A 13,990-nucleotide genomic window follows, 5' to 3' on the forward strand; every position below is an offset into this window, starting at 1 on the left:
GCAGGAAATTCCAAGTGGAAATTCCGACCGCAATTAATTATACACCGTGTGCTTGTTGCGCAACTACGAATTCCATCAACACGTACTTGTTAGGGCATTTTTTAAAAACATAATTAACTGATATGTTGGGTTTTAGTTATTTCTAATACTTCAAAAAAAAACGAATTTATTCCTGATGAGGGGTTGTGCAACGGTTACCATTGTTGTGCCTAGTTATTTTTTCCAATAATATTTCTACATTTTGATTCAATTGCATCAATGGCGACAGACAATTCTTTTTCGATTTTGTCATCATATTTTATTGAACCATATAAATCTGCTCTACTTTCTTTCATTATATCACCTATTAATTTTTGGTCGTTACCATATTCTCCAAGTTTTACTCTCGCAATTTGGTCTGATGCAAAAAATATTTTGTGTACAGTTTGAGAAAATTTATCAAAATGTTGTTCGTATTCCTTTCCATAAAGTGCAATGAATCTATATTTCAGTGAATGAAGTTTCTCAAGTGGCTTTTTATTCCGTTCGAATCTTTCTCTAGCTACATAAGCTTGATTATAAACCTCTGTTTGTTGTGGTGTCTCGTTATCACTTTTAGTACGACTCAAGCCTTCATTTGAAAAACCAATTGGACTTCTAATTATTCTAATTGCGTGATGCGCCTCATACATACTTGCGAGAATTTCTTCGGCAAGTTCATACTGTCTTTTCCATTTAGCCTCTCTTCTCCAAGAATTGATTCCATAAATAGCGACGGACGAAGCAATAATAATCGCTACGCTTTGCAGAATATTAAATATCAAATCAATAATAATTTTATCCAATATTTGTTTTTTTTAATTAGGCACAACGGCAGTCCGTCTCAAAACCGCCTTTGATTTTGAATAAATTTACACAATTTGGGATATACGGGATATGGGCCTGAAAGATGGGAGTATTTTCATAAATGCGTATATATGGGCCAAGACACCATCTTTCAGCCTTTTAACGGTTGGAAGGGACGTTTTTAAGATGTTCGTTCGGTGATTTTTCCTGATTTCGGGCATCCAGCCTAATTTGATAAGTCTTTTAAGATTGTATGCTACTGCAATGAGCCCGAAGTCTGCACCGGCCGCGGGGATTCCCTTTTTGGTGATGATGTGGTCAAAGCCCCATTGCCTTATTATGGTGCCGAAGAACTGTTTATCAGTCCCCTTACGGTAGAGACACACCGGCGAAACCTTATGCAGAAATTGGAGGTTTCCAACGCGGCCTCCCTGATCAAAGTGGCAGTAGAGAAACAATTGATATAGTAAGTTGCCGCCTTATAAAATGCCCTTTCGGTTTTGGGGAGGTACGAGCCTTGTTGATGTAAGCCCCTACCCTAAGCTTTTAATCGGCCATTCCATAGATATCATCGAGCAAGACAGGGTTCCCGTCTTGGTCGGTGGTTTCCAAATCGTAGCGTATCTCCAGCTTCGTGCCCAAGGGGGCATGATAGTAGATGATCCATGCATCGGCTTCACTGGTACCTATACAACCGTTGGAATAGGCCCTGCCAAGGGATTTCGGATTTGTGGTCGGATGGATCATCTGACCGTTCCTAATTCCATTGACTTCCGTCTCGATCCACGGTATTTGGGGCATTAGCGTTTTTCTGCCGTCGTCCCTATTGGTCACGTAAAAGCGCTTTCCGTTGACGGGATTGTAGAAATCGGGGTCTTTGGCGTGCCTTACGATCGTGCCCTTACCGGTCTTGGTGCGCAGGTCGGTGACCCGGTCGCCCATCTTCAGGTAGCGTTGCCGATCCTGTCCTACCCTTACGGGCATGCGGTACAAAAGCGTCGAATCTTGAAAGATGCGCAAGGTAAACTCGGGAATGTTCACATCGATCTTGGTTTTCGCAAAGGCGTCCAATAGTTTCAGGGCCTTTAACGAATCGGGGAAGACAAGGGTACTCCCCTCGGGCAAGACGATCATTTGCCGCTGGTCGTACACAAAGGAGTCGCGGGCCATCATCCGGTAGTAGTCGGTATTGGCCAAGGTATCGATGATCCAAGGGTTGTTTCGCACCAATAGATGCTCCGATAGGCCGTAAGGCACCAAGGTATCATGGGCCTTTACCAAAGAATCGATATAGGTAAAGTACTCCCCGACACGGACATCCTTGGGGACTTGCACCGTTTTCGGCTGTTTTTTTACCGGTGCCTCGGGCCAGGAGGCCTTTATCTCGGGCTTCTTCTTTTCCACAATGGGCGACCGTCGGGAATGGCAAGAGGCCAAAAGCAAGCCAAAAAGGCATAGGCCCCAACATGCCCTTCCCAATAAGGTCCACACCCTGCGTCCGGGAGCGAGGTAGGTTTTCAATTCATTCTGCATCATATGACTCGATGGTATTTACAATAAAAATAGGGCACGCCCCATAGCCTTCAAATGACAAGCATCATGCCTTCGGTATGATATTGGTCATTTTAAAACGAACCCCGGCGGTTTATATTTGATTATGTCCGAAATATCCATTACGAAACGCGTAGGGTCGAGCCTGGTAGGGCGCGCCAAACATTTTTTCGTCCAGATCGGGGAGCTCTCCTATTTCGCCGGTCGTTTTTTCAGGGAAGTGTTTTCGCCGCCCTTCGAATTTCGCGAGCTGCTGCGGCAATGCTACCAGATGGGCAACCGTTCGTTGGTACTGGTCGGGGTCACGGGGTTTATCATCGGCTTGGTGATGACCCTACAGACACGCCCGACCTTGGTCCAATTCGGGGCCGTCTCGTGGATGCCCAACATGACCGGTATTTCGATTGTCAGGGAAATCGGCCCTGTCATAACCGCACTGATCTGTGCCGGGCGCATCGCCTCGGGCATAGGTGCCGAACTGGGGTCTATGCGGGTCACCGAACAGATCGACGCCATGGAGGTCTCCGGAACCAACCCGTTTAAGTACCTCGTCGTTACCCGCATCGTCGCCACAACGCTGATGCTGCCCCTGTTGATCGTCTTCGGCGATTTGATCGCCCTCTACGGTTCGGCCGTGGTAGAGAACCTGAAAGGCGATGTGTCCTTTCAACTCTACTTCAACACGGTCTTTGACGCCTTGGGTTTTGGTGATATCATCCCCGCAACGGTCAAGTCGTTCTTCTTCGGCTTCGTGATCGGCCTGGTCGGCTGTTTTAAGGGCTATTACAGTAAAAAAGGAACGGCCGGCGTAGGCATAGCGGCCAATACGGCCGTAGTAATGGCCTCCCTGTTGGTTTTCGTCGTCGATTTTATAGCCGTATTCGTATCCGATATCTTTTATGAACTATGACGGACGATCCTACAACATATAAGCACAAAGACCAGGAAGGGGTAGCCGACCGTCCGCTAGAACGGAAGGCCGTCATACGTATCCGCGATGTCCGCAAAAGCTTTGGCGACAACCATGTCCTTAACGGCTTTGACATGGACCTGTACGAAGGGGAAAACCTAGTGGTCATGGGCAAATCGGGCTCCGGCAAATCGGTGATGATCAAATGCCTGGTCGGACTCATGCTTCCCGATAGCGGATATATCGAGGTCATGGGAAAGGAAATAGCGACCCTCGACCGGCATACCCTCGACGAGCTTCGCTCCGATATCGGTTTTCTTTTTCAGGGAAGTGCCCTGTACGATTCCATGACGGTACGCGAGAACCTCGAGTTTCCCCTCCGCCGGCACAAGGAAAAACTGGGAACCCCAAGCGATACCACCGCCCTGGTCATGGAGGCCCTGGAAAACGTCGGACTGGGCCGTACCATCGACCTAATGCCCGCCGAACTTTCGGGAGGGATGAAAAGGCGGATCGCCCTGGCGCGTACCCTCATTCTAAAACCCAAGATCATTCTCTACGACGAGCCTACCAGCGGATTGGATCCCATCACCGCCAAAGAGATCATCGAACTGATGCGCAACATCCAGATCAAATACAACACCTCGTCGCTGATCATCACCCACGACGTTGACTGCGCCCGGGTAATCGCAGACCGCATGGTCCTTTTGGTCGATGGCATTAATTACGCCGAAGGAAGCTATACGGAACTATCCCAATCCACCGACCCCAAGGTCGAGGCATTTTTTAAAAAATAACGACATGGCAAAAACAACCTTAGAAAACTTGCGACTGGGAATTTTTGTGGTGATAGGCACCGCATTGCTCCTCTTGGCCACGTACCTCATAGGCAATCGGCAGAACATGTTCGGAAAGACCTTCGACATTACCGCCGACTTTAAAAACGTAAACGGCCTACAGGTCGGTAACAACGTCCGGTTCTCGGGAATACACGTAGGCACGGTCAGCGATATCGAAATAATCGACGATACCACCATTCGGGTACATATGGTCATCGATGACAAAATGCAGGAACACATCAAAAAAAACGCCGTGGCGGCCATTGGGTCGGACGGACTGGTAGGTAGCATGCTCGTGAACATCGTTCCGGGAAATGGGCCTTCTACGACGGTACGGCCCGGGGATGCATTGCAATCGTACAGCAAAGTGGCCGCCCAAGATATGATGAGCACCCTGAGCACCACCAATGAGAACGCGGCCATGTTGACCGCCGACCTCCTGAAGATCACCCGTTCCCTGAACCAGGGCAAGGGCACCTTGGGCAGATTGCTCAACGACACTACCCTGGCCAACGATTTTCAAGAAACCATAGGCAACCTTAAATTGGCCAGTACACGCATAAATGCGACCATGGGCGAACTGAACCAAATGGTAGGGCAAATTAATTTTAAGGAAAGTGCCGGAGGCGTTCTGCTCGGTGACACCCTTTCTGGAGGAAAGATAAAAAACATCATCGAAAACCTGGAAACCTCATCCATAGCAATAGAAAAGATTACACAAAACCTCAACGAGGTTATCGACGGGATAAGGGAGGGCGACGGGGCGATCAACTACCTGGCAAAAGATACCGTTTTGGTGAACCAATTGAACAAAACCATGTCAAATATCGAACAGGGCGCCGAACGCTTCAACGAAAACATGGAAGCCCTGAAACACAATTTCCTGACCCGGGGCTATTTTCGAAAATTGGAAAAGCAAAACAAAAAGGAAAACCCCAAGGGCGATGTCGATTGACCGGATTAGGGCACTGATCCCCTTGGGCCCGAAACGCTGCCCTTCTTAAAAGGTTTCCCCTTAGCCGCCAAAAAATCAGGCCGGCCCTACTCCCTTTTACAGGTAGAAAGCCCGAAGGGCAAGTAGAGCGGACAAAATCCGACAAAAGCGGTCAACAGAAAAACCGCCGCCAGAACCAGCAGTACGATGCCCAAGGTACCCGTAACCACGTTATTGAAGTAAAGCAGCACAATGGCTACGGCTATTACGGCCCGTACGATACGATCGGTGCTTCCCATATTCTTTTTCATGATGTTCTTGTTTTGCTTAAAATTAAACGCAAAAAAGCCGCTGTAAAATGACAAGGGTCATGCCCTACGCCCTACCCCTCCCTCGATTTTCAAGGCAGGGCCGTCGAGCCCATGGCCTTAGTTGCCCATGATACTGGCCAGCTGTTCGCTATCGACCACATATTCGGTTATGGCGAATACTTCTTTTCGATTGTCGCGAAAGGCCTTGACAAACTGCGACATCTCCCCTTCGAGATGTTCGTGCTCCGTTTTGATAATGCCGGCATCGGCCTCGTTGGGGTTCTCTACCAAGCGCCCCAATTGAACGAGGTGCTTATTTACCTTTGCCAGCAGATCGGTACACATGGTACCCAACTCGAACAGGCCTTGCTTCAGTTCCTTTACCATATCCAAGTTCTCCTGCTTGGTGATCCACATGAAATACTTATCCGTCAAATGGTGCAAAAAGCGAAGGTCGTCCCTGTAAAACTCAAGGTCCGATTTCCAATGTGAGGTCAGTGCGGATAGCTCGTCCCATGGGCCATCCTTTAAAAACTCAAGGTCCTTATCAAATTTCGTATCGTTCATAATACCTATTTTTTTTCTTGCTACCCTAAAAGTAAGGCATGCCAAGAACCATGAAAATGATAAAAATCATAAAAGGGAGGAGGGCATGACCTTTGTCATTTCAATTGGTGGACGGCCGACCTACCTTCATCAAAAATAAATTAAGAAATGAAACAGCTCTTGATCGCGATGTTCTGCACGACCCTCCTTTTTCCGGTTCCAAAACAGGATGAGTTGCAGGCCGTAGAGGCCACTTACGAAGGACAATCGGGCGATGTTTTCTACTTTGTCGACATAGAAGGTTCTTCCTATGCCTTTGAAGGCATGGAGCCCGAGGCCCATAAAAAGTACGACCTCGACAATGCCCGGTACGTGGGCAAAAAGTTTATGGTGGTTTACCGGATCGAGTACAATTCCTCGGAAGACAAGGAAGAAGAGGGCGATTACGACGACTATGGCGAATGCGTGATCGTAGACCTTGAATTGATCGGCTAGGCCGGCCTATCCAATAATGCGGCCATCCTCCATTTGGATCGTCCTATCGGTACGCTTGGCGAAATCCTCATCGTGGGTCACGACCAAAAGGGAAAGGCCCTGTTCTTCCTTTAGGCGTTTAAAGATCGAAAACACGTTTTCGGAGTTGTGGCTGTCCAAATTGCCGGTGGGTTCGTCGCCCATAAGGATCGTAGGGTCGTTGATCAAGGCCCGGGCTATGGCCACCCGCTGCTTCTCGCCCCCCGAAATCCGCGATGCCCGTTGTTGGGCCAAGTGCTCTATGTGCAGCATTTTAAGTTTTTCGATGCCATCGTGCTCAATTTCGGCATGCGATTTCTTGGCCAGCTTCTTGGCGGGTAGCATGACATTTTCCAAAACACTGAACTCCGACAACAAATAATGGAACTGGAACACAAAGCCGATGCGTTCGTTGCGAATACGCGAAAGTTCTTGGTGGCTTTTGCCCGTGATCAGTTCGCCGTTCAAATAAAGCTCGCCCGTATAATCCGTATCCATGGTAGAGAGGATGTAGAGCAAGGTCGATTTTCCGGAACCCGATTTTCCCATAATGGAGGCGAATTCCCCTTTCCCGATACCGAAGGAGATATCCTTTAGCACATGAAAATCCTTGGGTTTGTAAAAGTGCTTGTTGATGTTTTTGGTTTCCAGAACAAGGTCCATAGTCAAAAAATTTAAGTGCCGCGGATAATACGTACGGGATCGATTCGCCTTGCCTTGTTCGATGGCAGCCAACCTGCAACGAAGGTAGAGAGCAGGGCAAAGGCAATTCCGATAAGATAATAGCCGATATTGTAGTCAATGGGATAGGTGCTTATGGTGGGCAGGGCCTCCGTTTCGAAGCGTACGTTGTCTATGATACGTGAGAGCACATAGCCGATGAACAATCCGAGAAGGCCGCCCACGGCCCCGATGATCATGGCCTGGCTCATAAAGATCAGCTGCACATCGCGTCCTGAAAACCCCGTGGCCTTAAGGATGGCGATATCCTTCATCTTTTCGTAGATAAGCATGTTGAGTATGTTGTAAATTCCGAATCCCGCCACGATCAATAGGGTGATCGATACGGCATAGGTGATCAGGTTTCGAATGTTCGATCCCGTTTCGAACTGGGCATTGGCCTCGTTGATGTCGGTGGCCGTCACCTCGAACTGGCCGGCCAATTTACGGGCCATGGCCGGGGCCTCCCCGATGTCGAGGAGCTTTACGTTGATATCGGTAATATAATTACGGGCCTCGCCCAAGATACGCTGTACGGTCTTTAGGTTGGCATAGCTTTGTACATTGTCGATATCGGCGATACCGCTTTGGTAGATACCCACTATCTTTAAGGGAAAAACGGCCCCTTTGACGGTACTGATCTGGACCCTATCGCCCACCCCCAGCGACATTTTTTGGGCCAGTCCCGACCCCAGCAGTATACCGTTTTCGGTGTTTTTAAGGGCCTCGGGACTCCCCCCGACAATATAATCGCGCATATTCGAAAGCCGCGTTTCTTCCATAATATCGACCCCGACCAGATTACCGCCCAGTTCGATCGATCCCGATAGGTAAAAGATCTGCGCCCGCAATTGCGGGGTGGCCCCCTTGACCTTTTTGTCCTGCTTCAGGTAGTTCAGTATGGGAAGGGCATTGTGTATCTTTTTCGGACTTTCCTTCGGTTTAACGGAATGAACGATGTTTACCGAGTTCTTGAATTCGTCGTAGAGCGATACGGGCTGTCGTTCGGTAGGTTTGATTTCGTTATACAGGTGTATATGGGGCGTCTGGTTCAGAATAAGGCTATCAAGCATATCGTTGAGGCCCGTCATAAAACTGACCAGGGTAATATAGGCCCCGATACCAAAGGTAACCCCCAGGGCCGCGGTAGCGGTCGACTTCATCTTGGTGAGCAAATGCGTCTTGGCAATGTTCAGTATTACCTTCCAATTGGTCATTCCTCCGGTTTTAAAAGTTCGGTATGCTCGTCGATTCCTTCCAAAACCTCCACTTGATCCAAATTCTGAAGTCCTAGGACAACTTCGACCGGGCCATCGGCCGTGAGCACCTTGTTGCCCTCCATGACATAGGTCTTCGGAATGGTCAGGGCGCCCTCCTTTTCGGCAATGACGATGTTCGCCTCACCGGCCAGGCCGGGGTATAGGGTTTTTGGCGGTTGTACAAAGTTGGCCTCTATGGTAAAGGTCTGTGAACGCTCGTCCTTTCGGGGGTAAATCTTGGCGATTTTCGCCGTAAACACTTTGGAAGGATAGGCATCCAAGGTAATCAAGGCCTTTTGCCCCACCGCTATCTTTACGATATCGACCTCGTCTACAAGCATTTCTATTATAAAGACCGAATCGCTTCCTACCGCGGCCAAGGGCTCCATGGTCGTTACGATTTCCCCGGGCTCCTTAAAAAGGGCATAGACCCTGCCATTTATGGTACTGGCCACCGTAAAGTCCTTTGTATTTATCAACGACGATTCATAATTGTTTTGGGCCTGTTGTACTTGGGTCCGCAGCTCATTCTTGGTGCGTTCGTACCTACTTTTTAAGAGGTTCAGGTTGTTCCGTGAAAGTTCATAGGCCAATTTGCGGTTGTCGAATTCCACCTTCGACCCAATTTTTTGTTCCCATAGGCGCTTCTGCCTAAAAAAGTTGACCGAATCGTTTTGAAAGCTTAAGCGGGCCGCGGCAATCTCGTCTTCCAGCCCTTTGAGAACGGCCGAACTTCCATTGTAGTTTTCGCGGGCCAGTTGCAGGGCCAATTTGGCATTTTCGGTATTGAGCTTGGGCGCATTGTTGACTATTTGCATCAGGGGCGTTCCCTTTTTTACCAAATCGCCCTCATCGACCAGGTTTTGCTCCAAAATGCCCCCTACTGCCGCATAAACCTGGTAGAGGCTATCGGGCTGGACCGTGGCCGAAGCGTATACCGATTCCGTCAACCTGGTTTTTTGGGGAACGGTCTTCTCCCCCTTAGGTGTACAGGCAACCATAAACAAAGCCAATCCTACAATAACAAAACAGCGCATAGTTCCAATAATTGTCGAAGCTCAAAATAAGGGGAAATTAAGTTTTAAGAATATGAGGAAAGTCATGATACGGCCCGGTCGCCAAAAAAGTATCCGATAGGCTAGCTTTTGTTCCAAGGCCCCCGAAGGCTTTCGACCAAAACCAAAACTGACCGAAATCATATCTCTTCCCAACAACTTCATTTAGTTTTGATTACAACACAAAAACAAAAGATGAGAAGAAATTTGGACCAAAAGGAAGGTATTGAGCTACTGAGCAACCACTACATAGGCCATTTGGGCTATATTTCGGGCGCCTACCCCCATGTGATTCCCATCACCTATTACTACGATAAGGCCAGCAATACCATTACCAGCTATTCATCCGAAGGCCATAAGATAGAGGCCATGCGAAAAAACCCGCGGGTCTCGCTATGTGTAAACGAGATACATTCCGTAGCCGATTGGCAATCGGTTCTGGTCTATGGCTCCTTTGAAGAACTGACCGGCATCGATGCCAAGCACATGCTCAGGGAATTTTCCGAAGGGATAAAGGACCTTATAAAACGGAGTCGGAAAAAAGACGTCCAATACATAAGTGAGTTTTCCGCAAAAATCGAAAAGGGGGATACCCCCTTGGTCTTCCGCATCCATATCGATGAGATCACGGGCAAGAAAAGGGAATCTTAAAACCGCGTTTCGATGACCCATGTCATTTTACGGTGAAGGCACCGTCATTATCTTCGATCAAAACCTTAAAAAATTGTGTTATGCTGGTCAAAAAATTCAATGAAGTCGGCATCTCCGACCTTGCCTCTGTCGGGGGAAAGAACGCCTCGCTGGGGGAAATGTACAATAAACTGACCTCCAAGGGGGTACGCGTACCCAACGGCTTTGCCACAACGGCGACCGCCTTTTGGCTGTTCTTAAGGGAGAATGGGATACGGGAGGCCTTGGAAAATATCATGTCCGACCTCGATAGGCACCAGTACAGCAACCTGGGACTTATCGGTGAAAGGGCGAGGGAACTCATATTGAACGGGGCCTTTTCCCCCGCGCTCTCCGAAGCGATCCTCGGTGCCTATCGCGACTTGGGCCAGGGTGGCGAAGTGGCCGTGGCCGTTCGCAGCAGCGCTACTGCCGAAGATCTGCCCGGAGCTAGTTTTGCCGGTCAGCACGATACGTTTTTAAATGTAAAGGGCGAAGCGGCCCTCCTCGGGGCGGTGAAAAGATGTTACGCGTCCCTGTACACCGACCGGGCCATAAAGTACCGGGAAGACAAGGGCTTTTTACACAAGGATGTGGCCCTTTCGGTCGGGGTACAACTTATGGTCCGTTCCGACATCGGTTGTTCGGGCGTCGGCTTCACCATTGAACCGGAATCGGGTTGCGACAAGATCGTCTTGCTCTCGGGAGTTTGGGGGCTGGGCGAGAATATCGTACAAGGCACCGTCAACCCCGACGAATTTTACGTCTTTAAACCCAGTCTCAGGACGGGAAAATTCCCCATCGTACAAAAAAAACGGGGCGAAAAAAAATTGACCATGGTCTATGCCCCGGAAGAACAAAGGGCAACGACGATAAATATCGACACCCCGCCCGAAAGGCAAGAACAGTTTGTTCTCGGTGACGGGGAGGTAGAGCTTTTGGGCCAATGGGCCTTGCTCATAGAGGAACACTATCAAAAGCCGATGGATATCGAATGGGCAAAGGATGGGGTTACAAACGAGTTGTTCATTACCCAGGCCCGCCCGGAAACGGTGCACGGGGCGAAAAACAATAAGACCCACATCGAATACCGTCTCTCCGAAAAGGGGAAGGTCTTAGTGGAGGGCAACGCGGTGGGCACCAAGATCAAGACGGGACGTGCCCTTCTTCTGAACGCGCCCGACGAGGCCAAGGAACTGTCGCCCGATACCCTAATCGTAACCGATACCATTACGCCCGACTGGGATCCCCTGCTAAAAAAAGTGGGCGGGATCATTACCAACAAAGGGGGGCGTACCAGCCACGCGGCCATTGTTGCCCGCGAACTGGGCGTACCGGCCATAGTCGGTTGCGGCAACGCCACGGACCTCATTGCCGGCGGAGAGACGATAACCATGTCGTGTGCCCAAGGCAAGACAGGATTTGTCTACCAAGGGAAATTGGCCTTTGAGGAACGCAAAATCGATTTTTCGAGCCTACGCCAACCCCGAACCCAGGCCAAATTAATACTGGCCGATCCCGAAAACGCCTTTGCTCTTTCCTTTTACCCGAACAGTGGGGTCGGTTTGCTCCGTATGGAGTTTATCATAACCCACAAGGTAAAGGTGCACCCCATGGCCTTGGTGCAATTTGACCGTATCGAGGATGCCGCTACCCGCGACACCATTGAAACGCTTACCAAAGACTACCAGGCGAAATCCGATTATTTTGTCGACCAACTCTCGCAAGGTATCGCCACCATCGCCGCCGCGTTTTATCCGAAGGAGGTAATCGTCCGGTTGAGCGATTTTAAATCCAACGAATACGCCAATCTGGTGGGAGGCACCTATTTCGAGCCCCAGGAAGAGAACCCCATGCTGGGCTTTAGGGGAGCTTCGAGATACTATAGCGACCGATATAAGGAAGGCTTTGCCCTGGAATGTGCCGCCATTAAACGGGTGCGGGAAACGATGGGACTGGCCAACCTCAAGGTGATGGTCCCCTTTTGCAGAACCGTCGAGGAAGGCAAAAAAGTACTTCGTATCATGGAAGAAAACGGACTGTACCGCGGTGGGAACGGGCTTGAGATCTATACCATGGTCGAAATTCCGAGCAACGTGATCCTGGCCGAGGAGTTTGCCCAAATATTCGACGGGTTCTCCATTGGATCCAACGACCTGACCCAATTGACAATGGGTATCGACCGCGACTCCGAAATAATGGGGGGGTTATTCGATGAAAACGACGAGGCCGCCAAACGGATGATAGCCATGGCCATACGATCGGCCCGAAAAACCGGTACCCCGATCGGCCTTTGCGGACAGGCCCCGAGCGATTTCCCTGAGTTCGCCCAATTTCTCGTCAACGAAGGTATCGACAGTATATCCTTTAACCCCGATGCCCTGCTACAGGGAATCGAAAACATCAATCGCGCCGAAAAAGCACAGGTATCGTTCGGAATGGCGGAAAGCAGTAATTAGATGCACGACGGGGCTTTACGAATGCGCGAAGGGCGGCCAACTTTTTTCGCATAGAAGGGCATCACGAAAAATTTTGTAAAACTGATAAAAGTCATTTATCATGTGCAGGGCCTACCCTACCTTGGTCCCATATTTAAAAAGGTTCTTTGAATATAAAGTACATACTTAGTTTTCGTGGGGAACTCTAAGGTGTAAAAAAGAAGACAAGCTCGGAATCCCAATGTGTTTTGTTACTTCGAACGCGAATAACCCCGGTTATGGCAGATAAGTACAAAGACCTTGGGCCCAAGATTGTCTTCTAGGAAACCGGGGTACCGTGGTACCCCGGTTTTTTTATTTGCGGGCATTTCTGTGCGGAAGGGGCCACCGGATGCAAACGCCCCCTATAGCCTACCCCCCACCCTCGCCTACCTGTGGCTTAGATCCATTTTTCGAGGGTGTCCAGTTCGTGCTCGTAGCCCCTGAGAATGAACAAATAACACCTTTTGTCCAAATCCTTCAGGCAAGTGGAAACCATGCCTTCCCCTACCCCTAGCCCCCGTAGGATACCAAAGGGCCCGGATGCGATTTCCCCCAGGGCCTTTCCACCCGTATGGTGCAAGAACTGGGTGGCCACCGCCCCTATTACAAACAAGGTGCCCATGTCGGGATTGCAAAAAGAACTGAAGTTGGGCGGAAGTCCCGTTGTCCTTTTCCAAAACGCGTTCCATTCGTTTTTGGCCTCAAGCAGCCTTTTATCGCCGAGTTTGCAAGTCGGGGACAATTTGCCGAGAACGGACATCTGCAGTTCCGATGTGGCACGCCTGCGTATGGTACGAATGGCATTTTCCAACTGCCACAGGTAGCGATAACTCTTCACAAAAAAGCGTTTTTGCCCTTGTTTTTCCATTTCACCCCACTTCATAGCAACTGTTTAAAATACATACACTTTTAACAACCTATCTTCTACCAAGTTAAAAACAGAAATACCCCAAAAGAATGACCAAGGTCATTTCAAAAAGAGTTTGTGGGATCTATTTTTGGTTTGAAGTAAAAACGAATCCTTAATTAAAAAATCAAAAGTCATGACAAACGATAGTGGAAATGTACTGTTGGCCCTTTTAACAGGTGCCGCCATAGGGGCCGGAATCGGAATTTTGTATGCACCGGACAGGGGCGTGGAAACCCGGAACAAGATCAAGCAAAAGGTAGACGACACCGCCCACGACCTTTCGGAACGTATTTCGCATGCCAAGGAAGAACTTACCAAAACCGCGAACGAGAAGAAAAACGATTTCGACCGCAAGTTGGATGAAGCGATAGCGACCATGAGCTATAAGGCCGATGACATCATCGAGACGTTGGAACGCAAGTTGGAAGACCTCAAAAAGAAGAACGCACAACTGCAAAAATAACCGAT

16 protein-coding genes and 1 pseudogene are annotated in these 13,990 nt (G+C 49.2%); 8 read left to right on the forward strand and 9 right to left on the reverse strand.

Annotation, left to right across the window (positions count from 1 at the left end; translation table 11 throughout):
* Positions 1 to 209: 209 nt before the first annotated feature.
* Together BUB37_RS11895 and BUB37_RS22030 are read right to left on the reverse strand one after the other, a co-directional pair.
* A complete protein-coding gene (locus tag BUB37_RS11895; RefSeq protein WP_072994046.1) occupies positions 210 to 824 on the reverse strand; it encodes a hypothetical protein in 615 nt (204 codons plus the stop codon).
* Between the two features lie 16 nt (positions 825 to 840).
* Positions 841 to 1,175, reverse strand: a pseudogene (locus BUB37_RS22030) (hypothetical protein); the annotation flags it as partial.
* Between BUB37_RS22030 and BUB37_RS21345 the strand changes: the two are divergent.
* Entirely contained in the window at positions 1,140 to 1,292 is a 153-nt protein-coding gene (locus tag BUB37_RS21345) for a response regulator transcription factor (RefSeq protein ID WP_244526816.1), read from the forward strand. The pseudogene BUB37_RS22030 and the gene BUB37_RS21345 overlap by 36 nt on opposite strands.
* 79 nt (positions 1,293 to 1,371) lie before the next feature.
* Here the strand turns inward: BUB37_RS21345 and BUB37_RS11905 are convergent, their stop codons facing one another.
* Positions 1,372 to 2,361, reverse strand: a complete 990-nt coding sequence (locus BUB37_RS11905; protein ID WP_072994047.1) for a L,D-transpeptidase — start codon at positions 2,359 to 2,361, stop codon at positions 1,372 to 1,374.
* Between the two features lie 121 nt (positions 2,362 to 2,482).
* Between BUB37_RS11905 and BUB37_RS11910 the strand changes: the two genes are divergently transcribed.
* Genes BUB37_RS11910 through BUB37_RS11920 form a run of 3 tightly spaced genes read left to right on the forward strand, consistent with a single transcriptional unit; the run spans position 2,483 to position 5,080 of the window.
* The gene (locus tag BUB37_RS11910) at positions 2,483 to 3,286 is read left to right on the forward strand and encodes an MlaE family ABC transporter permease (protein WP_072994048.1); all 804 of its coding nucleotides are present in this window, start codon (positions 2,483 to 2,485) and stop codon (positions 3,284 to 3,286) included.
* Positions 3,283 to 4,083 (forward strand): ABC transporter ATP-binding protein, encoded by an 801-nt coding sequence (locus BUB37_RS11915; protein ID WP_094766715.1) that lies wholly within the window; start codon positions 3,283 to 3,285, stop codon positions 4,081 to 4,083. The genes BUB37_RS11910 and BUB37_RS11915 overlap by 4 nt, the downstream gene beginning before the upstream one ends.
* A gap of 4 nt (positions 4,084 to 4,087) precedes the next feature.
* Entirely contained in the window at positions 4,088 to 5,080 is a 993-nt protein-coding gene (locus BUB37_RS11920; RefSeq protein ID WP_072994049.1) for an MlaD family protein, read from the forward strand.
* Between the two features lie 86 nt (positions 5,081 to 5,166).
* Here BUB37_RS11920 and BUB37_RS11925 read toward each other — a convergent pair whose 3' ends face one another.
* Together BUB37_RS11925 and BUB37_RS11930 are read right to left on the reverse strand one after the other, a co-directional pair.
* Positions 5,167 to 5,370 carry a YgaP family membrane protein gene (locus tag BUB37_RS11925; RefSeq protein ID WP_072994050.1) on the reverse strand — a complete coding sequence of 68 codons (204 nt, stop codon included), beginning with the start codon at positions 5,368 to 5,370 and terminating at the stop codon, positions 5,167 to 5,169.
* A 117-nt stretch (positions 5,371 to 5,487) separates the two neighbouring features.
* Positions 5,488 to 5,937 (reverse strand): hypothetical protein, encoded by a 450-nt coding sequence (locus tag BUB37_RS11930; RefSeq protein ID WP_072994051.1) that lies wholly within the window; start codon positions 5,935 to 5,937, stop codon positions 5,488 to 5,490.
* Between the two features lie 147 nt (positions 5,938 to 6,084).
* On the opposite strand from BUB37_RS11930, the gene BUB37_RS11935 reads away from it, so the two are divergent.
* Positions 6,085 to 6,411: a hypothetical protein gene (locus BUB37_RS11935; protein WP_072994052.1), complete on the forward strand. Its 327-nt coding sequence runs from the start codon at positions 6,085 to 6,087 to the stop codon at positions 6,409 to 6,411.
* Positions 6,412 to 6,417: 6 nt separating this feature from the next.
* Here the strand turns inward: BUB37_RS11935 and BUB37_RS11940 are convergent, their stop codons facing one another.
* The 3 genes from BUB37_RS11940 to BUB37_RS11950 are packed head-to-tail and all read right to left on the reverse strand — an operon-like array spanning position 6,418 to position 9,445.
* On the reverse strand, positions 6,418 to 7,092 hold the full coding sequence (locus BUB37_RS11940; RefSeq protein WP_072994053.1) for an ABC transporter ATP-binding protein: 675 nt from the start codon (positions 7,090 to 7,092) through the stop codon (positions 6,418 to 6,420).
* A gap of 11 nt (positions 7,093 to 7,103) precedes the next feature.
* Positions 7,104 to 8,366, reverse strand: a complete 1,263-nt coding sequence (locus BUB37_RS11945; protein ID WP_072994054.1) for an ABC transporter permease — start codon at positions 8,364 to 8,366, stop codon at positions 7,104 to 7,106.
* Entirely contained in the window at positions 8,363 to 9,445 is a 1,083-nt protein-coding gene (locus tag BUB37_RS11950) for an efflux RND transporter periplasmic adaptor subunit (RefSeq protein ID WP_072994055.1), read from the reverse strand. Before BUB37_RS11950 ends, BUB37_RS11945 begins: the two co-directional genes overlap by 4 nt.
* Positions 9,446 to 9,658: 213 nt before the next feature.
* Between BUB37_RS11950 and BUB37_RS11955 the strand changes: the two genes are divergently transcribed.
* Both BUB37_RS11955 and ppsA read left to right on the forward strand, forming a co-directional pair.
* Positions 9,659 to 10,114, forward strand: a complete 456-nt coding sequence (locus BUB37_RS11955) for a pyridoxamine 5'-phosphate oxidase family protein (RefSeq protein WP_072994056.1) — start codon at positions 9,659 to 9,661, stop codon at positions 10,112 to 10,114.
* An 80-nt stretch (positions 10,115 to 10,194) separates the two neighbouring features.
* Positions 10,195 to 12,591 carry a phosphoenolpyruvate synthase gene (gene ppsA / locus BUB37_RS11960; RefSeq protein WP_072994057.1) on the forward strand — a complete coding sequence of 799 codons (2,397 nt, stop codon included), beginning with the start codon at positions 10,195 to 10,197 and terminating at the stop codon, positions 12,589 to 12,591.
* 418 nt (positions 12,592 to 13,009) lie between these two features.
* Here the strand turns inward: ppsA and BUB37_RS11965 are convergent, their stop codons facing one another.
* Positions 13,010 to 13,495, reverse strand: coding sequence for a hypothetical protein (locus BUB37_RS11965; RefSeq protein WP_072994058.1), 486 nt, complete (start codon positions 13,493 to 13,495; stop codon positions 13,010 to 13,012).
* A gap of 160 nt (positions 13,496 to 13,655) precedes the next feature.
* Between BUB37_RS11965 and BUB37_RS11970 the strand changes: the two genes are divergently transcribed.
* Positions 13,656 to 13,985 (forward strand): YtxH domain-containing protein, encoded by a 330-nt coding sequence (locus BUB37_RS11970; protein ID WP_072994059.1) that lies wholly within the window; start codon positions 13,656 to 13,658, stop codon positions 13,983 to 13,985.
* The last annotated feature ends 5 nt before the right edge of the window (positions 13,986 to 13,990 follow it).

The organism is Pseudozobellia thermophila (genome assembly GCF_900141855.1).
GTDB lineage: Bacteria > Bacteroidota > Bacteroidia > Flavobacteriales > Flavobacteriaceae > Pseudozobellia > Pseudozobellia thermophila.